At 39.8% G+C, this 19,864-nt stretch carries 16 protein-coding genes and 2 pseudogenes; 4 read left to right on the top strand and 14 right to left on the bottom strand.

What is annotated here, in order from left to right; translation table 11 throughout:
* Positions 1 to 182: 182 nt before the first annotated feature.
* Positions 183 to 1,037, bottom strand: a complete 855-nt coding sequence (locus Q0541_RS16030) for a cyanophycinase (protein ID WP_298911761.1) — start codon at positions 1,035 to 1,037, stop codon at positions 183 to 185.
* A 333-nt stretch (positions 1,038 to 1,370) separates the two neighbouring features.
* A complete protein-coding gene (locus Q0541_RS16025; protein WP_229483945.1) occupies positions 1,371 to 1,574 on the bottom strand; it encodes a hypothetical protein in 204 nt (67 codons plus the stop codon).
* 316 nt (positions 1,575 to 1,890) lie between these two features.
* Between Q0541_RS16025 and Q0541_RS16020 the strand changes: the two genes are divergently transcribed.
* On the top strand, positions 1,891 to 3,801 hold the full coding sequence (locus Q0541_RS16020; protein WP_298911752.1) for an acetate--CoA ligase family protein: 1,911 nt from the start codon (positions 1,891 to 1,893) through the stop codon (positions 3,799 to 3,801).
* A 129-nt stretch (positions 3,802 to 3,930) separates the two neighbouring features.
* Here Q0541_RS16020 and Q0541_RS16015 read toward each other — a convergent pair whose 3' ends face one another.
* The 7 genes and pseudogenes from Q0541_RS16015 to Q0541_RS15985 form a co-directional block, all read right to left on the bottom strand.
* Entirely contained in the window at positions 3,931 to 5,568 is a 1,638-nt protein-coding gene (locus Q0541_RS16015; RefSeq protein WP_298911749.1) for a tetratricopeptide repeat protein, read from the bottom strand.
* Positions 5,569 to 5,789: 221 nt separating this feature from the next.
* On the bottom strand, positions 5,790 to 6,233 hold the full coding sequence (locus tag Q0541_RS16010; protein WP_298911746.1) for a hypothetical protein: 444 nt from the start codon (positions 6,231 to 6,233) through the stop codon (positions 5,790 to 5,792).
* Positions 6,234 to 6,397: 164 nt separating this feature from the next.
* Positions 6,398 to 7,498, bottom strand: coding sequence for a tetratricopeptide repeat protein (locus tag Q0541_RS16005; RefSeq protein WP_298911743.1), 1,101 nt, complete (start codon positions 7,496 to 7,498; stop codon positions 6,398 to 6,400).
* A gap of 102 nt (positions 7,499 to 7,600) precedes the next feature.
* A complete protein-coding gene (locus Q0541_RS16000) occupies positions 7,601 to 7,744 on the bottom strand; it encodes a hypothetical protein (protein WP_298911740.1) in 144 nt (47 codons plus the stop codon).
* Between the two features lie 354 nt (positions 7,745 to 8,098).
* Positions 8,099 to 8,362: pseudogene (locus tag Q0541_RS15995) on the bottom strand (DUF4058 family protein); the annotation flags it as partial.
* Between the two features lie 15 nt (positions 8,363 to 8,377).
* The gene (locus tag Q0541_RS15990; RefSeq protein ID WP_298911738.1) at positions 8,378 to 9,163 is read right to left on the bottom strand and encodes a DUF4058 family protein; all 786 of its coding nucleotides are present in this window, start codon (positions 9,161 to 9,163) and stop codon (positions 8,378 to 8,380) included.
* A gap of 70 nt (positions 9,164 to 9,233) precedes the next feature.
* Positions 9,234 to 9,773 carry an SH3 domain-containing protein gene (locus Q0541_RS15985; RefSeq protein ID WP_298911736.1) on the bottom strand — a complete coding sequence of 180 codons (540 nt, stop codon included), beginning with the start codon at positions 9,771 to 9,773 and terminating at the stop codon, positions 9,234 to 9,236.
* A gap of 287 nt (positions 9,774 to 10,060) precedes the next feature.
* On the opposite strand from Q0541_RS15985, the gene Q0541_RS15980 reads away from it, so the two are divergent.
* Entirely contained in the window at positions 10,061 to 10,942 is an 882-nt protein-coding gene (locus Q0541_RS15980; RefSeq protein WP_298911734.1) for a TauD/TfdA family dioxygenase, read from the top strand.
* 88 nt (positions 10,943 to 11,030) lie between these two features.
* Here Q0541_RS15980 and Q0541_RS15975 read toward each other — a convergent pair whose 3' ends face one another.
* Together Q0541_RS15975 and Q0541_RS15970 are read right to left on the bottom strand one after the other, a co-directional pair.
* Positions 11,031 to 12,539, bottom strand: a complete 1,509-nt coding sequence (locus Q0541_RS15975) for a UbiD family decarboxylase (protein WP_298911732.1) — start codon at positions 12,537 to 12,539, stop codon at positions 11,031 to 11,033.
* Positions 12,540 to 13,146: 607 nt separating this feature from the next.
* Entirely contained in the window at positions 13,147 to 13,869 is a 723-nt protein-coding gene (locus tag Q0541_RS15970) for a carbonic anhydrase (RefSeq protein WP_298911730.1), read from the bottom strand.
* A 759-nt stretch (positions 13,870 to 14,628) separates the two neighbouring features.
* Between Q0541_RS15970 and Q0541_RS15965 the strand changes: the two genes are divergently transcribed.
* Complete coding sequence (locus Q0541_RS15965; RefSeq protein WP_298911728.1) at positions 14,629 to 15,951, top strand: hypothetical protein; 1,323 nt, start codon at positions 14,629 to 14,631, stop codon at positions 15,949 to 15,951.
* Between the two features lie 2,170 nt (positions 15,952 to 18,121).
* Here Q0541_RS15965 and Q0541_RS15960 read toward each other — a convergent pair.
* Complete coding sequence (locus Q0541_RS15960) at positions 18,122 to 18,850, bottom strand: ABC transporter ATP-binding protein (RefSeq protein ID WP_298911726.1); 729 nt, start codon at positions 18,848 to 18,850, stop codon at positions 18,122 to 18,124.
* A 77-nt stretch (positions 18,851 to 18,927) separates the two neighbouring features.
* A complete protein-coding gene (locus Q0541_RS15955; protein WP_298911724.1) occupies positions 18,928 to 19,152 on the bottom strand; it encodes a ferredoxin family protein in 225 nt (74 codons plus the stop codon).
* Positions 19,153 to 19,399: 247 nt separating this feature from the next.
* Here Q0541_RS15955 and Q0541_RS15950 point away from each other — a divergent pair, with 247 nt between their 5' ends.
* Positions 19,400 to 19,651 (top strand): hypothetical protein, encoded by a 252-nt coding sequence (locus Q0541_RS15950; RefSeq protein ID WP_298911722.1) that lies wholly within the window; start codon positions 19,400 to 19,402, stop codon positions 19,649 to 19,651.
* 26 nt (positions 19,652 to 19,677) lie between these two features.
* Here the strand turns inward: Q0541_RS15950 and Q0541_RS15945 are convergent.
* A pseudogene (locus tag Q0541_RS15945) lies at positions 19,678 to 19,864 on the bottom strand (hypothetical protein); the annotation flags it as partial.

Genomic DNA, 19,864 nt, shown 5'->3' with positions numbered 1-19,864 from the left:
TTAGTTGTAAAAGTTTGCTGAAGTTAAGATAAATAGTATTAATAATTAATCCCCCCTTTCCTCCAGAAAAAGCGGCGCTATGTCCGCTATTTCTGAGAGTAATTGGGAGGATATTCAAGAGATAAATGTCACTAATCTTCAAGTCTTAATTACTTACTCAATTTAAATGCACTTGCTAAAAGTTAAGTGTTGGTTGCACCAACAGGTACAGAGAGATTTGCAACAGAGCCATTATTTAGGATGGGCTGGCGAGTTTTCAAGTCAAATTTGAAGCCATGTGGCAAAATATGAAGCTTTGCTCCGCAAATCGCCAAAGACTCATCCTTCAAAATTTCGCCCATATTGTTGTATGTAGCTTCTGATTCATCAACAATAGTGACAGCGCCTTGGCCAATCACTTCAATTTGGTTATCTATCACTACCATAGCGGTATTCTCGTCAATACCAAATCCCAAAACAGCAGGCTGTAGTATCAAAGCTGAAATTAAGCGTCCCAAGCGTCCGCGCTGGGAAAAATGCTGGTCAATTACCACCCCTGGTAAAAAGCCTAGACCAGGACCCATTTCAACAGCTTCAATCCTTGGATGTGTTTCTGAGTCGCCTTCCACAATCATTACATCTGGCATCACGGCAGCACCCGCGCTGGTGCCTGCGATAACTACACCTTCAGAGAACCGTTTGTGAATCGCTGCATCAATTTCGGTATCTTTGAGGATACTGGTAATCCGAGCTTGGTCTCCCCCAGTAAAAAATACCCCAGTTGCTTTATTAATTGCTTCTAATGCGGTAGATGAAGATGCATCTTCGCGCGTTTCTGTATCAATAATGCGAACATTCTCGGCTCCCAGCCGCTCAAATACTCTAATATAATTTTCTCCCACTTCTTTTGGTAATTCTGTCGCCGCCGTGATAATCACAATGTGCGCCTTGATACCCCCAGAGCGTCGCACAAAGTCTCGCAGAATTATGGAATCTCCTTCTTTGTCTTCAGCTCCCCCAATAATTACCAACTGCCGTTTGATATTACTCTGTACCATAATGCCCCCTGATTTGAGTTAATAAATCTCACTAAACCATGACAATTAAAATTATACAAGTATCCCTTTGGTAGATTAGCTGATAGAAGTAGTATTAAAATTTGCAAGCGCAATTAGACCAAAAGATTTTTCCGGAAAATTACCTAAAAAATAACTATCATCAAAATTAATTTTCCCTTACTAAATAAAACCCAGAACACCAACTGCCTCTAGAGAAATCTTCTAGAGGCATTGTTGACTATTCTGCTAATTGCCGATTGGAAATTTATCGTGCAATTATGAGTATTTGGTATTAACTCTAGCTGGGTACAATTAGATATCTAATGACAAGTCCTAATGAATGCGACTTCTGTAAAGCAAGTTAGTTAAGAAAAAACGTGCTTGTTCTAGTGGGAGATGCCTGGGTTTGCCTTGGTAGACAATTTGATACTCATTCATGTCCGGGCCATCACCATGCCCAGAGATCAGCTTTTGGTGAAAAGCTTCCTCAGCAAGTTCTCGAATTTCATCTCTTAGAGCAGCTTGTGTGCTATTCATACTTTGCTGTCTTTTCGATACCGCAGATTTAATTATACAAATAATTTGGTGAGTGTTGCACCTTTCAAAGGTTATATTTTTGACTCATCATGAGGATGAATAGACTGTTCTTTATTCTTTACTGAGGAACGGGGGTTTAATTATGCCTTGGGATAGTTGAAAATGCTTACTGATAGGGTTAGGGTGGGTTCTGATTAGATCAATGGCTTTGCCATCACTCTTCAAAATTAATCTGAATCAATCTACAATCAATAAGTCTGAGTAACCATAACTCAGCATCTAAATTTCAGGGTGTTTAGCCAAAGGTTCGTAATCAATGGTTCTACAAAAAAGCAGTGATTTAGTCCGCATTAATGCTAGAAGAACGGATGTATTCGATATTTTCAACTTCAAGCATTATGTTGGGCCCAACCCCTATTTAGATACAGGGGCGCTGGTATTTGACTTTGCTCTAATTGACTCTAGAGAGCCTTTGCCCATTGAAGATTATATTACAAGGATTGGCGATCGCTATCCACACTTGGGCAGCCAAACCTATGAATCTTATGCTCATTTATTTGCCCAAGTTGTATCCGAAGTTGGAAAACTGGACATGGATTTGCACCTTAACCATTGGAGTGTTAAGCCATATCCAGATTTGGTGCGGATTAGTGTCCAATCACTACATGAACGCACAACTAGAGAAGTAGCTTATTTTGTTTGGGATTGGTTTGAAGCCATTACTCAAGACGAAGACTTTACCTTTGATGAGCAGTTAGTGAAGCTGCAAAATAGATTTCGCGCATCTGTCTATGGTGGCCCCACGGTTTACGCTCTATTGCGAACAGCCTACGAAAAAGGTATTCCGGCCTTTTATTTGTGGGAAGAAGGATTGATGCAGTACGGCTTGGGAAAAAAACATGTCCGGGGGGTAGCAACAACATTTAACTGTGATAGTCATCTAGATTCGGAGTTTACCACCCGCAAAGATGACTGCAAGGCATTTTTAAAAACTTTGGGTTTCCCAGTCCCTGAAGGCAATATCGTCTTTTCTGAAAAGGAAGCCTTGGCGGCAGCAAGACAAATTGGTTACCCAGTGGCAGTTAAGCCAGTGGTTGGTCACAAAGGAATTGGTGTTACGGCTGACATACAAGACTCAAAAGAACTGCTATCTGCTTATAATAGAGCACTGGCAGCGATTCCCGAAGACCAGCTAACTCGGATAATTGTTGAGAAAAGTATTTCCGGATCAGATTTTCGCTTGTTGTGTGTCAATGGTAGATTCGTCGCCGCCACAGAACGCCGTCCAGCATCGGTTGTCGGTGATGGGTATTTAACGCTTGCAGAATTAATTCGCCAAGAGAACCGCAAACCTGCACGTTTAGACTCACCCACCTCGCCGATGAGTAAAATTCAGATAGATGAAGCGATGGAACTCTACCTAAACGAACAGCGCTTATCATTAGACAGTGTGATTGAGAAGGGACGCACTGTTTACTTGCGTAAAGTCGCCAATCTTTCAGCCGGAGGTATAAGCATCGATGCAACCCAGACAGTTCATGATGACAATATTATCTTGGCGCAAGATATTGCCCAATATTTCCAGCTGACTTGCCTTGGTATTGATGTGATTACCAAAAGTCTCTCAGAATCTTGGAAGTCCAGTAACTTTGCCATCTTGGAAATCAACGCTGCACCAGGCGTTTTAATGCATCTAAAACCTTCTGTTGGTGAAAGCGTTGATGTGCCTTCCCATATCTTAGAAACCTTTTTTGAGTCGGGTACAGATGCTAGGATACCAATTATTACCTTTAATAAAATCTCGGTTGAAGAACTGCAAGCAACGATTGACCATATCCTTTTACAACATCCTGACTGGACAATAGGCGCTGTTTGTCGTGATGCAGTTTTTGTAAATCGCTCGAAAAAAGTATTAAGCAAAAATTACAACAGCAACGTCCAAACTTTGCTGCGTCATCCAAAACTTGATTTGCTGATTGCTGAGTATGCGGAAGACATCCTAAATGAAGAGGGCATGTTTTACCGGAGTAGTAATATCGTAGTTTTGGATAATCCCACCGAAACTGAGATGATCCTAGTGCGGGATGTCTTCGATGGTTCTACTGTGGTGATTAGAAAAGGCAACGACATTTCTGTGCGTCGTAAAGGGTTGATTGAAGATTATACTTTGGCTGAAGATGAACCATTTACACGGGTTTATTTGAAAGAAAGTGGAGCGATTTTGTAAGCTAAGTAAATAGGCGCTCAACCCAATATTTCTGAATTTAACTGAAAAGTTAGATCCCCGATAACTTTTACGAAGTCGGGGATCTTGAGTCTACCTAAAAATTGCTAATTATCTGAATTCATCGATTTTCTAAAACTTTAAAATATCTAATGATTCTTCTATTTCTAAATCTAATATTCTTTCTCGTGTATCTTTGAGTGCTTCTAGTTTACCTTCTTGACGATAGATATCTGCCGCTTTTTGAAAATCTTCAATTGCTCCCTGTTTATCTGCTATTTCTAAACGGATATTGCCACGATTGTAATAAGCATCTGCATAATTTAAATTAATCTGTATTGCTTGAGTATAATCTTCAATTGCTCCCTGAAAATCTCCTAAATCAGAACGAGCATTCCCACAGTTGTAATAAGCATCGGCATAATTACGATTAATCTGTATTGCCTGAGTATAATCTTCAATTGCTCCTTCAAAATCTCCTAAATCAGAACGAGCATTACCACGTTTTTTATAAGCGATGGCATCTTTAGGATTAATCTTGATTGCTTGAGGAAATCCCGGTTGAGAGCCTAATAAATAACGAGCAATTCCACGGTTTTTATAAGCATCAGCATAATCGGGATTAATTTTAATAGCCTCGGTATAATCTTCAATTGCTCCTTGGTTATCTCCTACATGAGAACGAGCTTCAGCCCTGTTTTTATAAGCTACGGCAACGTTAGGATTAATTCTGATGGCCTGAGTATAATCATGAATTGCTTCTTCTAATCGCCCCAGTTGAGATAGAGCTAAACCTCGTTTATTATAAGATTTAGCATCATGAAGATTCATCTGAATTGCCTGAGAATAATCTGCGATCGCAGCTTCATAATCTCCTATTTGATAGTGAGCTAAACCTCGTTTATAATATAAATCAACATCGCTAGATTTAACTTGTAAGGCTTGATTATAGTTGGCGATCGCATTCGGATATTCTCCTTTTTCAAAACATTCATCACCTAATTTTACATAAAGTATATTTAAATCTTCATCACGATATTGTAAAGAGTTCTCTAATTCAGGTTGAAAGGAAGATTTGAGCAACTGATTATTAGTTGGCTTAAATGCAATTTCCGGCTTCGGGAGATATTTGTAAATTGATGGTTGTTGCTTAGAAGAATTATTTATAGAAGATTGCAACTGTTCTAGATAGCACCATAAACCACCACCATACAGTAATTGTTCTATCCCAAATGAAATTTTACCAGTCTTCAACTTAATCATCTGGGTTGGCAGAAAGCCAGCCAAAAAAAGGTGATACTCAGATTGTGCTTCACTCACATCTTCTTGAATCAAAATGCAAACTACAACTGCATTTTTTTCAACCTCTTCAGAACTAATTGACCATCTAACTCTATCAATCTGACCATGACGAGATTTAACTTCTATACCAATAGATGGGTCAGAAGTCAAGGTAAAATCTATATTACCATCGCCGCCGAATCGCTTTTCATAATCGACTTCGGTAATAAAATCAGCTAAACGTTCTTTGACAACTTCCTCACCCAACTTCCCTTTGAGATAGCTAATAAAAACGTCACGCACTGGCGAAACACGCTTATATTTCTCAGCCATCAGCCAGCAAAATTCCCGTAGTGCCTTTAATCTCTCTCCAGAGATTATAGTTAATTCACTATATTGACCTTCTGTTTCACAATGAAGCAGACAACCAGATGTTAACCTTTTAATAAAATCAGACTGTAGCGATCGCAGTAGTGTAATCCAGTCCATTTATGTTTCTGCGAATCTTTTGATGAGATTATTCTATTAAAATATCCATTCGGCGTAAACCTTTTAATTAGCTTGGGTGATATTCCCAAAAGTTGCTTAATATTATATATTATATCTTAATTTAAATTAACGCAATTACTTTTGCAGAAAGGCAGTGTATTAGGACATAGTAGCCTCTCGTCAGACATCGCTACTTTTTACGGTTGAATATGAGTAGTAAATTATTGATAGATTTGCCGGAGTTCTTCTAGAGAATTCACAGTTTTGATACTAGTGAGAATAGCCCTTAATATCTCTACGTTCTGTATTTGGACAATTTCTGGTAATATTGTTAACCCTTCTCTGCCAAATTTTAGTTCTAAACTTATTTCAATACCTTCAAGGAGTCCTTCTCTTTTTCCCTGTTCAATACCTTGTTCAATACCCCTTCTTTCTACGCTGGTAATATACGGCATTTTCTTTTCCTCCTCATATTGAGTTACTTCTTGCCAAAAACTGTTATCTAATTCTTCAGGTAATTTCATCACCCAATCGATAAACCGAAATAGGTTGATTATATCTTCGCGCTGATAACCTTTTTCGTAAAGTCGTTTTGTTAAATCAAGCTTCCACCGTTTGCGCCCTTGGTCATCTTGGCGTGTTTCCTTTGCCTTCAAATGAGCCATAACTACTGTAGCAAATGGGTTATAACTTGCTTCTAATTCTGTCCATTCTTGGCTATATTCAAGTAATTTTACAATGGGAAACTTGAATTTGACTTCGCAACCCCATAGTTCATCGCTGAACTGATTTGATTTCCATGTGGGGTGATCAAAACTGTAATGATTAATTATAAGAAATTTTGTAATTCATAAACTTGCCTCAGCATATCTAGTACTCTTTGATAAGCTTCGTCCTTACCTTGTTTGTCGTAAAAATTAGCAGCTTTTTGCAAATTTCTAATTGCATATGGCATATGCCCTAACTGACGATAAACAGCCCCTCGATTTTCATATGCTTCAGCAAAGTTAGGATTAATTATCAGTGCTGAATCAAAATCCTCAATAGCCTTTTCGTATTCCCTTATCTGATCAAAAACAATACCTCTTCTCACATATGCCGAAGCTTGATTAGGGTCTAGCTTTATTACTTGAGTAAAGTCTATAATAGCTCCTTTATCTATTCGTCTATCATAACGAGCAATTCCACGCCAAAAGTAAGCTTCAATTTTCTTATTGTCAATGCTTATTGCTTCAGTAAAATCTTCAATTGCCTTTTGTGTATCTCTAGTCTGATAATGGAGGAACCCTCGATTAAAGTAAGCTTCGGCCGATTTGGGATTAATTCTTAGTGACTGAGTATAATCTTCAATAGCTGCTTTTTTATTTCCTAGCTCGTAATATATATTACCACGCATAAAAAAAGCATAAAAATTATTATTGTTAATTTTTATACCTTGATTATAATCTTCAATAGCATCATTAATGTTTCCTGTATCATAGTGAAAACTTCCTCTATTAAAGTACAATTGAGCATCAACCGGATTAATTAAAATTGCCTGCTCAAAATCATCTTTAGCACCTTGAATATCACCTATCCTACAACGAGTACAAGCACGACCTAGATAAGCATCAGCTATATTTGGATTAAGTTGTAAAACTTGATTATAGTTAACTAATGCACCTTGATAATCATATTGTTCTAAACATGAATTGCCAAGCAGCAAGTAATCAATTACTAAGCTAATAGTTTGATATTCTATATATTTTTTATTGATATTTTTTTGATCCTCAGTCTGCTCCTTTTCACTTTTGTCTTTTGTGAATTTATTGGCTGGCAAAATAACTTTATCTTTAGGAGAATTCAAGCTTGATATATAACTGTGTAAACCACTAATATATAGCAATGCATCTATTCCTAATGAAGCTGTATCATTAGTAACATCAATCATAGTGGTAGGCAAAAAACCAGCCGATACCAAATTATACTTAGGCTGCGCTTCATTGACTGATTCTCGAATTTAAATACATACTAAAATGGTATTTTTCTCAATTTACTCTTTGCTAATCCACCATTTCACCTTGTCAATACTGCCATGACGAGCTTTTACTTGAATACCCACAGATGGGTTATAATTTAGAGTAAAATCTACTTTGCCATCTCCACTAAGTCTTTTTTCATAATCAATTTCTGTCACCAACTTTCCTAAACGGTCTTTAACAACTTATTCACCCAGTTTTCCTTTTAAGTTATTAATAAAAACATTACGGACTGAAGAGGTTTTCTTATACTTTTCAGCCATCTGCCAGCAAAAATGCCGTAGTCTCTCTAATCTCTCCCCGGAGATGACAGTTAATTCACTGTGTTGACCTTCCTTGTCACAATATAATAAGCAACCAGATTTTAGTCTTTCGATAAAGTCAGCTTGTTGTGCCCTAAGTGTAGTTATCCAGTCCATTTTTGTAGGAATTTGATTTTATCTAATTAGGAATCCAAAGTTAGTATTCCCAATCAATCAACATAAATCTACAAATTCCTATAAACGATCGCACTACCGTAAATCCTTCTCCCGCAATAGCGCATCCACCCAAGCTGCATCAGCTTCTGACAAACCTGATACTGGTTGTTGACTGTAATCTACTACCAAATCATAGCCGTAGATGTCATATACCTCATTTAACAATGTCTGCAAACTTATAGCTGGTTCCGTATCTCCAGAACGCAAAGGTATGGGAAAAGATGAAATTATATCTTGTAAATTAAAAGCATATAAGTCAGCATAAGGACGGCGATCGCCACGACAAACTACAATTTGATAGTGACTTCTTTTTTAACGGAGTCCTTTCTCCCGTAACAAAGCGTTTGCCCAAACTGCATTCTCTTCTGACAATTGTGACACTGGCTCTTGACTGTAATCTATTACCAAATCATAACTGGCACGGTCATAAATCCCAGCTAATAAACTCTGCAAATCTACTAAGGGTTCACTATCACCAGTTTGTAAAGGTAAAAGAAATGAGGGAATTACATCTTGCAAATCAAAGGAATATAAATCAGATTGGGGGCGATTTTCTGCCCGACTAACCAAAATCCGATTATCATTTTGCGTACCATCTCCAAAAACTAACATTGGTTCCCCAGCACGCAAGAAATCGATTTCAACCAGATGTGTTGAACTTCCCAATACTCGTTGTCGCTTAGTTTCGTATGCGTTGCGTCCTTCTCCTGTACGTTTATTTTTAGGTGAGAGAATTTCAATCACTGTCACTACTTCTTTTGTTCCTACCTTTCGCACCTCTAAATATCTCTCCTTCACTATCTCAGATATGGGAACTGTCACCGTTTTAGGTTGAACGGCAGGTGTAGCTACAGCTATATTCGGTATCTTAGAATTTATTGTTGTCTGTGAATTTTGTACTATTACATCAGGAATACCAATCAAGAGTTTATCATTGCCAGTAGTTTGATAAATTCGTTCTTCAATGGCGACAAAATATTTGGGACGTAGTTGAGGAGAAAGATAATCTGTGATCGCTACTATTAGTCTCCCATGTACTCCTGGCCATAATTCAGGATCTTCTAAATACGGGTTCATTCCTGGAAATGGATAAGCCATAACAAACATCTCAAAACCAAAATTTTAAAAGTAATTCTCATAGCCCCCTCTCGAAGAGCGGGGTGGGGTTCTAAGAACAACTGGTAAGGGCTGCACCACATTGATCTTCCCTTGTTAACCAACCCTTAACACCTTGATATTCTACCTGCGCCCAATCTTTCTGACAGCCTAACAATTTGACAGCCGTATTAGCAGGAATTCTTCGCACTTTTAGACTTTGTTGACTGGTACTAGCATATAAATCCACGCCATTAGTACCATAGCCCCGCGTTGTTAAGCCTAATTTTGGCACAAATACCCATCCAGTTCCTTGAAAACCATCACTAGCATTAGTAATCTGTACCCAATCTCCAGCAGCACCAATAACCTGAACTGTTTCGTTGATGGGTATTTGCCCTATAATTGTGTTATCTGTACTTGCACCACTCCGCACATTTAAACCTTGCGGATCTGTATCGGTGACGTAGGCAAGAATATTGCACTTTTGAGGATTAGTTGATTTTGCTAAACCTATTTGATGAGCTATGCCTGTATTGAGTATCACACTAATACAACTGAATGTTAATCTTATCACTAACTTTGATGCTGGATTTTTCACTTTTTTTGTCATAATTTCTCTAATTTTTTGGCATCAGTAACTAAGGCTGTAGTCTTATTTCTCTCTCAGAATCTACCCAAAGAAATTAGGATTAACTTTGTAACGTAATTCTTTAAAAGGGATTTTAGTACTGTAATAACATTTTTAATGTTACAAAATTTAGTATTGCGATGTCTACGACGGGCTACGCCTACGCAGATGGATGCAACACAATAACATATTGAGTATTAAAATGTCAGTATATGGTGTAGTTAACGCCAACAGGGAGTTCAAATTTAGACAAACTTTTATTAAGTTATATGAATACCAAGATACAGCCTATATCAGATGCCATAGGTCAAGAGATTATTAATCTCGATAATGTCAGTATTTTAGAATTAGACAAACAAGAAATTATTAGCCTATTTAAAGCTAATGGGATTTTACTTTTTAGAGGGTTTGATGTTGATACTGACACTTTTAAAGCATTTACTAATCTCTTGAGTATCGATTTTATAAATTCTGCTGGTGGTGCATTCACTAGAAGGGTAATTAATGGAGATCAGACTCTTTTAAGCGTAAATGATTTTAAGTCTGAAATTAAGTTGCACGGAGAAATGTATTATCAGCAGAATATCCCACTTATGCTGTGGTTTTTTTGTGCTAATCCCCCATTAAAAGATGGTGAAACTACGGTATGTGATGGCAGACAATTTTTTAATGAAATTAGTAGTTCAACCAAAGAGTTATTCAGCAAAAAGAAGTTAAAATTTACTGTTCGGATATCTAAAGAGGATTGGCAGAAAAAATACCAAACCAATAACTTGAATACATTACAAGAGATGTGTCAGAAGAATAATACACATCTGACAGTAAATAATGATCAATCAATTATACTTGAATACATTTCTTCAGCCATTATCCCCAGCAGATGTGGAAAGTATCAAGTATTTATTAATAGTCTATTGCCCACAAAGCAGTTAAGTCCAAAAATACTTAAGTTTGAGGATGATTCAGAAATTCCTGAAGAGGTTGTCTCTGAACTTAATGAAATTGCTGAAAAAATAACCACGGAAATTTCGTGGCAAAAAGGGGATATTTTAATGATTGATAATACAAGAATACTTCATGGTAGAAGAGGTTTTGCTGATGATCAAAGAGATATTTATATCAGGCTATGTTCTCCAGCTTTTTCATTATAATATTTTGTTACTTTTGGGTAAGTTTGACTGATAAAAATCAGTTAAGTTGATAGCCAGCAGAGATTTTTACCAGTTTCTATCTAACACGTTACCTCATATCATAGCCAAACAAATTCGGGTCTACTTCTCCCAACTGTAATTCTGCCAAACCATATTCCGCCCATCGCCTCTCTACCATCGCCGCCACATCTGGGTCAGATTCTAAAGGTGAACCCCATTCATGGTCTGTTTCCGGCGGAATTTTTGTAGTCGCATCAATTCCCATGCGTCCACCTAAGCCAATCTTTTCACTGGCAAAATCCAACGTATCAAAAGGTGTATTCGGCAATATAAAGACATCCCGCACTGGGTCAACTTTGGAACTAATCGCCCACACAACTTGACGCGGATCGCGAATATTTATGTCTTTATCCACAACAATGACAAATTTGGTATATGTAAATTGTGGTAAAGCACTCCAAAACGCTAAAGCTGCCCGTCGCGCTTGTCCTGGATATGCTTTATCAATAGAAATAATCGCCGCTTTGTAACTCAAAGCTTCCATTGGGAGGAAGAAATCGACAATTTCTGATACTTGTTGCCGCAGAATGGGCGTATAAATACGATTTAGTGCGATCGCCATCATCGCTTCTTCTTTAGGTGGACGGCCGCTAAATGTTGTTAAGTAAATCGGATTTTTGCGGTGCGTCATACACTCAAAGCGGATCAACGGCGAATCCTCCACGCCGCCGTAATAACCCATATGGTCGCCAAAAGGCCCATCTGGCAAAACTTCCCCTGGTGTAATCGTTCCTTCCAAGACAAATTCGGAATCTGCGGGAACTTCCAAATCTACGGTTTTACATTTTGCCAACTGCACACCCGAACCGCCGTAAAGTCCAGCAAACAACCATTCTGATAAATCTACAGGAATGGGTGTGGCAGCTGCCATGATAATTAGAGGATCTACACCAAGTGCGATCGCAACTTCTAATTTCTTCCCACGTTCGGCCGCTTTTAGCAAATGCCTCGCCCCACCCCGCACCGATAACCAGTGAACCGTCATCGTCTTCTGAGATTGTAGTTGCAAGCGATACACACCTACATTTGGAGTACCCGTCTCACAATCTTTGGTAATTACCAGTCCCAGCGTGATAATCTTGCCAGCATCACCAGAATAAGGACGTATCAAGGGCAACTTATGTAAATCTAAATTATTACCTTGAAGCACAACTTGCTGACAAGCAGGGAAAAAGTCCCGTCCTGGTTTCGCCTTTACCACGTCAAACAGTACTTTTCCAAAATCTATCGCCTGGGAAATCTTCTTCGGCGGTTTTGGTTGTTGCAGCATACCCAGTTTTTTCCCCAGAGTTTCCAACTCCTCTGGATGCTGCATATTCATCGCCCAGCAAATCCTTTCCACAGTTCCCATCAAATTCACCGCCACCGGGAAGGAAGCGCCTTTGACGTTTTCAAACAACAACCCTGGACCACCTTTTTGTAGCATTCGGTTGGAAATCTCAGCAATTTCTAAATCTGGGTCAACTAAAGCTGAAATCCGCCGTAATTGTCCTCTTTCTTCCAAAATTTTAATGAATCCCCGCAAGTCTCTCGCCATTGTTCTAATAAAGCTGATTATTTAAGAAGTGTGAAGCGCTTTCTTATATTATGGGGCATTGGGTATTGGGAAGAGATAAGGAAGAAACTTATTCAATAATTCTCTCTTGTCCCCCTTGTCCCCTCATCTTCCCATTTGGGAAATTGTTGGTTTTAATTGGAAATTAACCTATTTAGTAACTTTTCTTAACTGTGTTTTCCAAAGTATTTAGTTATTGTATCTAGGGATACGCAATTATTTTTACAAATAAGCGTTAACCTGATCAAACATGGCCAGAATATACTATACCTTCCTGGCAGGCGGGCTTGTTATATGTCCCCTGCTGGGTTTATTTGTTACAAGTTTGATCTGTATTTTGCTTTTAGATTTTTCTGGATTTTTGTGAGTTTGCGTTGGCGTAGCCTAAGTGTAGGAGCGTACAGTTGTACACCCTTACCAATGTATATGTTACAGGTATTTTGTAAAATGGTATAAGAAATAGTCTTTTAAGTTGAGCAATTAATTTGATTATTTTTCAAGATTATTAATAAAAAATATTTGATAATAAATAATAATTTTTTGCAACATCATTAAATTCAGAATACTACGCTCAAAAAGTGTGAGATGTTCAAGTAATAATGTTGACTTTACCAGTGTCAATATCGTAACAAGCGCCAACAATTTTTAGTTTATCTTCACGGAGCAATCTAGCTAAAATCGTTGAGCTTTCCTGCAATTTTTCAGTCTGATATTGAATATTAGCTATAACCGCATTTTGCATATTATCACCCGTTCTTAACTTTACTCTTTCTACAGATGGTTTAATGCCCTCAATAATCAAACCAATTCTGCCAGGAAGTGGTTCATTTTTGATTGCTTCTGCTACTGCACCGCATCTTTTATGACCCAAAACCACAATCAACTGCGAACCCAATACTGCTGTAGAGTATTCCAGACTACCTATAACCGTATCACTGACGACATTACCAGCAACTCGCACGACAAATAAATCTCCAAGTCCTTGATCAAAGACGATTTCTGCTGGTACTCTGGAATCTGCACAGCCCAATATAGCGGCAAAGGGATACTGAGCTTTAGCAACTAATCGCAGATGTTCTAATGATTGATCGGGGTATTTACGTTTTTGATGGATAAATCTTTGATTACCATCAAGCAAGCGTCTGATAGCTTCATTAGGACTGATTAGATTAGGGTTAACTAGATGAATATCAGCAACAGCAGTTTGCTCTGTATTCCCAAAACTATCACCAAAAGCAGTAGCCGCAATACCTACCACACTTGCGAATTTTAAGAAATCACGTCGCCCTACAAATCCATTAATTCGACTCATCAATCTACCTGACAACAACAAAGCTGTTCTCCGGAAGATATCAGACTTAAGCAAGATGTAAGAGTACTCTTTTACACGATTTAAGAGTCATTTAATCTTCACCTTGCATCAGAATTTAGAAGTTATACACTGTACATATTGACTATTATGTGTATCAAGTAAATTCGATATCATCTGTCAAATTTAAAGCTAGAGTTAGCCTAACCCTCCTTAAATTAGAGCAAGCCTTTTTAAGGGGAGCCACTACGGTCTTCTCCCAAAGGGAGAGGCTAGTACCGCAAGGCGGAAGTCATGCATTCAAAAGGAGCCAGTGCGTTGGGGAGCCAGCGCGGTCTTCTCCCAAAGGGAGAGGCTAGCGCCAAGGGGGTTTCCCCCATGAGCGACTGGCGTCCGGTGCCGACTTGTTCGCTCTTAGCGTTCCCGCAGGGTAGCAACTGGCGTTCAAAAGTCAAAAGTATTATGGAATGGACTTTTTAGGGATTTTAAATGGTTGCTCTATTTACGCCGTAGCGTACTAGCGCCAACGCGGAGCGTCTCGTAGAGAAGAGGGTTTCCCTCATGAGCAAGTGGCGTGGATTGGGGGGATCTTCCTGGGCAAAGTATCACTAACCTAAGGTATTGAGTCATAACTAAGATAGTTTTTCCAACACATTATCTTCTGGTTACGAAAGAGTATAATTCGTGTCAAAAGCCAAAACGAGCTATTGTTTGTATTTCCTATATTTTTTGGGAATACTTAACATAGTACTGGCTATAGATATGACTTTTTTAAACAAAATAAACTGGAATTTACTACGTAAAAATTCTCAAAATAGCTCTGGGATAGATCCGTCTGCCCCAAGCCTTCAACCTGTAGTGCAGAAGAAACCTACAACACCATCAACCCCCAAAAACCTTGCTGAATTAGAGCATGAAATGGAGTTAGAGAGGCGGGTTCTCAAAACCTCCCCTCAGCAACTGCATACCAAAGCCAAGCGAGGTATAGGTAGTAGACTTATTTGGATAGCAATACTTATAGGCATTCCCGTTGGTGTAATTTGGATGGCGAACCAGCCTTACCCGGTAATTCGCCGTCCGGTGATGCTCCATGCGCCTTTTTTGTTGCTACCCAGCTACATCAGCATGGATAATCACTATCGACAGGCGTTGGTATCAGTCGAGCAAGCTGAACAATTGATTGAAAAAGCTACTAGTCCAGCAGATTTGGCTTTGGGAGAACAGAAGCTACAAGAAACACAAAAACATCTAGATCAGTTGCCAACTTCCTTTGTCAACGATTGGTCAGAATACAGATATTGGTGGTACGACTCGCGCTTTAGTATCTACGGTTTTAATGCATTTCGGAGTAAAGTTGGGCAGCTAGAAGCTAAGGTTTTTCAGGAAAAGAATGCTCAGTCCTTGCTTACCGATAATATGCAGACCCTCTTAAATGCAAAACAGCAATATGAACGGGCTGCAACAGCAACTGATAAACAGACTGCAACAGTTGCTTGGCAGACGGCGCTTAATCAATTAGAGCAGATTCCTGGTCAAACCCTAGCAGGAAAAACTGTACAAAATCAACTAGATACTTATAAGCATGAGTTTCAGGAAGTTGTTGGATTGGCAGCTGGGAACGATCGCATCAGTGCCTTAATCACCGCAGCCCGGCAGTTTTCCTGGCAAGCTGCCAAAGCTGGTCAAAATCCGCCGCACACCGTAACTGAATGGCAACAGATAGAAAATTTGTGGATAGAGGCAATTGAGCGGCTTAAAGAGATTCCTGCAAAAGACGTGGCGGGTTATACCGAGGCACAGAAATTACTAGCAATTTATCAGGCTAATTTAGGTCAAGTTAAGGTTAGGCGGCAATCTGAGGCAGATGCTGTGGAGGCAATGGAATTAGCGCAACGAGAAATCGAAAGTTTGCTGGCTTCAATTCCTGCTAATGCTGATAATGGAGAGCGCAATCGTGGGTTGAGCCAATTGCAAAGTATTATTAATCAATTAGAAAAGGTGCAAAATGGCACAACAGCCTATCTGAAAGCTCAAAAGCTATTAGTGTCGGCAAATAATAAACTAAGGCAGCTTGAGGCTCAATAAATGGTGGCGATCGCTTTGGTATGCTACGGCGTAAATAGAGCAACCATTTAAAATCTCTAAAGAGCTTATTCCATAATACTTTTGACTTTTGAACGCCAGTTGCTTCAAGTCGGCAGAGCCGCCCAACGCACTGGCTCCTTTTGATTTTTGACTTCCGCCTTGCGGTATTGGTATGATCTGATTGCCTAACTATGTGTTTTCTGTTTGATTTCTAGCCAGTTGTGGTGAAGCGGTGACGTTCGCTCTGCTTGTTTACTGCATCCACCCTAAAAGGGTAGTTCACAGAGCGCAAAAGTCAACAACTGGCCATTGGGTGGGATTTTTGAGACGGGAATCGATCCCTTGTAGAACTTTCTCAATGTCCCAGTAACCCTGCTGATATCTCAATTAAAACTGCAATAGAAAAATTTTGGATGCCAAATTGCCAAAAGCACTCAATCAATTTTGATTAGAGGAAATATAGGCGTTTTTATCCCATGCAAAAACGCCCAAGGTTTCCTCTAGCGCAGCTTTGCAGGAGTTGTTGTGACTCAGCAGTACATCAAAAATTGATGCAGAGCTTTATCAAAACTTACGCATTGAAAACCTGAAACCTCGTTCGCGTAGCGTGCGCTTCGCGCACTCTGATGCCAGTCCGCTTAAGTCAAAAGACCCGCCCACGCGATCGTCCACTTGAGGAAACCCCTCTGAGTAAGTGGCTCCCGTTAAAAAGGGGGATCTTAAAAGCCAACTTTTTAGGGACTTCCAAAAATTAAATTACTCAATTCCTGTAATCCAATAGACCTCTTGCATAAATGCAAAATTCGCCCTCATCCCCCAACCCCTTCTCCCAAAATTGGGAGAAGGGGAGCCAATTTCAAAGTCCTTCTCCCAAGCTTGGGAGAGGGATTTAGGGTGAGGGCTTTTGATTCATGTAAGAAATCCAATACGACTATCCGATTTCTTCTCCCCCTGCTCCCCCTGCTCCCCCTGCTTACCAAAACGATTGATTATTTTTTTATTTGGAAGTCCCTTAAGGGGGTTAGGGGATCTCTTCTGCATAAGTCCTATTTATATATAGGAAGCTCACTATGCATTTTTCTTTAATGAGGGTTTTGGCAGATCCCGATAATTCACGTTCTGGTCACTTTTTCCTGAATGAATGTCCTGTTTTACCTTTTTACTCGCTGTAGATGTGATTAGAAACGCAAGGATTATTGGGGAGAATTCTTTGAGCATCGAAAACGACGGTCGCGGCAGTGGCAGGAATTATTATAGCTTTTGCATTAACCCAAGTATGCTAGTTATGCTGCCAAGCGATCACTTCAGGTCACTTAAGTAATAAAATCCCCTCCAGTCAGAAAATTAGGAGGGGCATATGTTAAATGAAATAATTACTGTCTATGCTATTACTGATGATCTCTTGTTCGCGTAGCGTCTCGTAAAGCCTGCGGCATAGCTTCGCTTAGGGCGTAGCCTCTCGTAGAGAAGAGAAGGCGATGCCTACAGCGGGCTATTCGGCGTCGCTGATCATGAAGATTGTCTTATAGAGATGAGCAATGCAGAAATTATTACAACGGCTGTTTGTGCTGCAATGTTCTTTGATGGTAACCATGATAAGGCTTGCTGCTATCTAAAAGACTACAATTTTAGCCCTCATGTGTGAGATAAATCATAATTTACTCACAGATTACACGGTATCTCAATGCTAATTAATAATTCATTACTGGAGTGTTTGATTGAGTCTGATTTGCAGTTGTGCGTAGCGCTAACTGTACATCTAGTTGCGTGCGATACCGAACAGCCCGCACTTGGGCATGGTTCGACTACTTCGGCTGCGCCCAACTCTTGAAGAGGCTGGCGCTTAGGGCGTAGCTATGCCGTAGGCTTTACGACTACGCTCAGGACAAGCTCAGTACAAGTGCGCTCACCAGCCGCTCAGTGACCACCGCAGGCATCGCATTCGACTCTTTGCACCCTGGAGTCCGATAACTAGCAACTTGGGTAATAAGTTATAGATAGCGATCGCTATCGCTTGGTGAAGTTCCCTTATTAAACTGGTGTTATGGTCAAATTGTTAACGGTAAAATTGACATTCGGACATTCCAGTTACGGGTATTTACTCTTACAGCCACTGACGGCACACCTGAAAGCACTACTGTCAACATGCTTTTTGGTTCACTCTAACAATTTAATGTCTCTTACCTGCTCCCAGATATAGCTCACCCACTTTCGGGTCATTCAACAGTTCTTGACCAAAACCGGAGATCGCATCGCGTCCCGACTCCAGTATATAGCCACGATTAGCCATCTCTAAAGCCTTACGGGCATTTTGTTCCACTAGTACGATCGCAGTACCCGCCTGATTAATTTGTTTAATCTGCTCAAAGACTTGTGTCACCAACATAGGGGATAAAGCAGCAGATGGTTCATCCAAAATCAGCAAAGTAGGTTCCAACATCAAAGCTTTGCCCATCGCTAGCATCTGGCGTTCTCCTCCAGAGAGAGTACCAGCGCGTTGACGACGGCGATCGCTCAGTCTGGGGAACATAGTAAATATTTTATCTTTGATTGGTTTCAGGGGAACGTTAAGCACAAAAGCACCCATTTCCAAGTTCTCTTCAACACTGAGAGAGGGGAAGACATTGGTGATTTGCGGTACGTAGCACATTCCTCGTTGGACGATTTGATTGGACTTTAGCCCCACGATGTTTTCACCTTTGAAGGTAATTGTGCCTGTGTGGGGGATTAAAAGCCCAAAAATTGCTTTTGCTAAAGTAGATTTACCCGCACCATTGGGGCCAATCACTGTTACCAATTCCCCTGGTGCAACCCGGAAATTTACACCTTGCAGAATATCTACATCTTTGATGTATCCAGCGTGGACATTTTGAATATCTAGTAAATAGTCATTTATCATTTGTCATTTATCATTTGTCATTGGTCAACAGTCAAGTCAAACATAACTATTGACTATTGACTGTTGACTATGGACTATTACGGAGTTTTTTGCAACTCTGGTCGTTCTTCTGCAACAATCGCCCCTTCTACTGGGCAAACTTGGAGACATATGCCACAGTCGATGCAAGTGGCAAAGTCAATCCAGTACCAATCAGTTCCCTTGGCATTTTTGCCTGGGCCATCATGAATACAAGCTACTGGACAGGCATCTACGCAGTCAGCTACGCCTTCACAGACTTCTGTAACAATTGTATGCGGCATGTTCTCGATTCCCTCTTTTCTGTATCGGCTATTTCTAGCCTAGCAGGGGAGTGGGACTGGAGATTGGAGATACCGCTGTCAAGGTGAGTCTGGATGAGACTGCAATTTTTATTCATTACTAGCTCAGAACTCGGAATTTTCAAATTGACGCAAGCAAACCGACCTCTTCACGTTCAATGTAGCTATCCGTCTCGCTCCTTAATCAAAATTATTACCGTTTACGAGCCTAACTCAAACCTATGGAACAATGACTTTACCCGAAGGAGAAGCAATGATGAGCAGTAACTCCAATGAGACACTAATAGAGCAAACAGTAACCTACACACTACAGATGAATGGCAAATTTTACTTAATTGAAAATGTACCTGCACGAGTAAATCCAGAGACAGGAGAACAATTTTTCTCACCGTCTACGGTAGAACGGTTGCAGCAGATTATTTACAACCAACAAGAGCCTGTCTGCATTGTTGAAACGCCAGTGTATGATTTTGCTGCTTAGGATAAATCAATAAAGTATTCGGATAGCTAGCTTATTAGCCAAAATGTCAAAATGGGAATTTTGTTAAATTCTGTCAGCATCAATAAATCTAAATCGCCAGTTACAATAACTTCGGCATTAGCTGCTATAGCAGTTTCTAAAATTATCGTATTTTCTGAGTCGCGTAGCTGGGGATTTAGGAGTGAGGGAGGCCGGGGGAGATGAGGGGGACGA

Source organism: uncultured Nostoc sp., assembly GCF_937863485.1.
In the GTDB taxonomy this organism is placed as follows: domain Bacteria; phylum Cyanobacteriota; class Cyanobacteriia; order Cyanobacteriales; family Nostocaceae; genus Nostoc.
This window is presented reverse-complemented; position numbering and strand designations above follow the sequence as displayed.

What these genes read in the sequence shown, in the direction of transcription:
- Q0541_RS16030 (WP_298911761.1), bottom strand. Translation starts at nt 1,037, where the DNA reads ATGGTACAGAGTAATATCAAACGGCAGTTGGTAATTATTGGGGGAGCT.
- Q0541_RS16025 (WP_229483945.1), bottom strand. Translation starts at nt 1,574, where the DNA reads ATGAATAGCACACAAGCTGCTCTAAGAGATGAAATTCGAGAACTTGCT.
- Q0541_RS16020 (WP_298911752.1), top strand. Translation starts at nt 1,891, where the DNA reads ATGGTTCTACAAAAAAGCAGTGATTTAGTCCGCATTAATGCTAGAAGA.
- Q0541_RS16015 (WP_298911749.1), bottom strand. Translation starts at nt 5,568, where the DNA reads ATGGACTGGATTACACTACTGCGATCGCTACAGTCTGATTTTATTAAA.
- Q0541_RS16010 (WP_298911746.1), bottom strand. Translation starts at nt 6,233, where the DNA reads ATGGCTCATTTGAAGGCAAAGGAAACACGCCAAGATGACCAAGGGCGC.
- Q0541_RS16005 (WP_298911743.1), bottom strand. Translation starts at nt 7,498, where the DNA reads ATGATTGATGTTACTAATGATACAGCTTCATTAGGAATAGATGCATTG.
- Q0541_RS15990 (WP_298911738.1), bottom strand. Translation starts at nt 9,163, where the DNA reads ATGGCTTATCCATTTCCAGGAATGAACCCGTATTTAGAAGATCCTGAA.
- Q0541_RS15985 (WP_298911736.1), bottom strand. Translation starts at nt 9,773, where the DNA reads ATGACAAAAAAAGTGAAAAATCCAGCATCAAAGTTAGTGATAAGATTA.
- Q0541_RS15980 (WP_298911734.1), top strand. Translation starts at nt 10,061, where the DNA reads ATGAATACCAAGATACAGCCTATATCAGATGCCATAGGTCAAGAGATT.
- Q0541_RS15975 (WP_298911732.1), bottom strand. Translation starts at nt 12,539, where the DNA reads ATGGCGAGAGACTTGCGGGGATTCATTAAAATTTTGGAAGAAAGAGGA.
- Q0541_RS15970 (WP_298911730.1), bottom strand. Translation starts at nt 13,869, where the DNA reads ATGAGTCGAATTAATGGATTTGTAGGGCGACGTGATTTCTTAAAATTC.
- Q0541_RS15965 (WP_298911728.1), top strand. Translation starts at nt 14,629, where the DNA reads ATGACTTTTTTAAACAAAATAAACTGGAATTTACTACGTAAAAATTCT.
- Q0541_RS15960 (WP_298911726.1), bottom strand. Translation starts at nt 18,850, where the DNA reads ATGATAAATGACTATTTACTAGATATTCAAAATGTCCACGCTGGATAC.
- Q0541_RS15955 (WP_298911724.1), bottom strand. Translation starts at nt 19,152, where the DNA reads ATGCCGCATACAATTGTTACAGAAGTCTGTGAAGGCGTAGCTGACTGC.
- Q0541_RS15950 (WP_298911722.1), top strand. Translation starts at nt 19,400, where the DNA reads ATGACTTTACCCGAAGGAGAAGCAATGATGAGCAGTAACTCCAATGAG.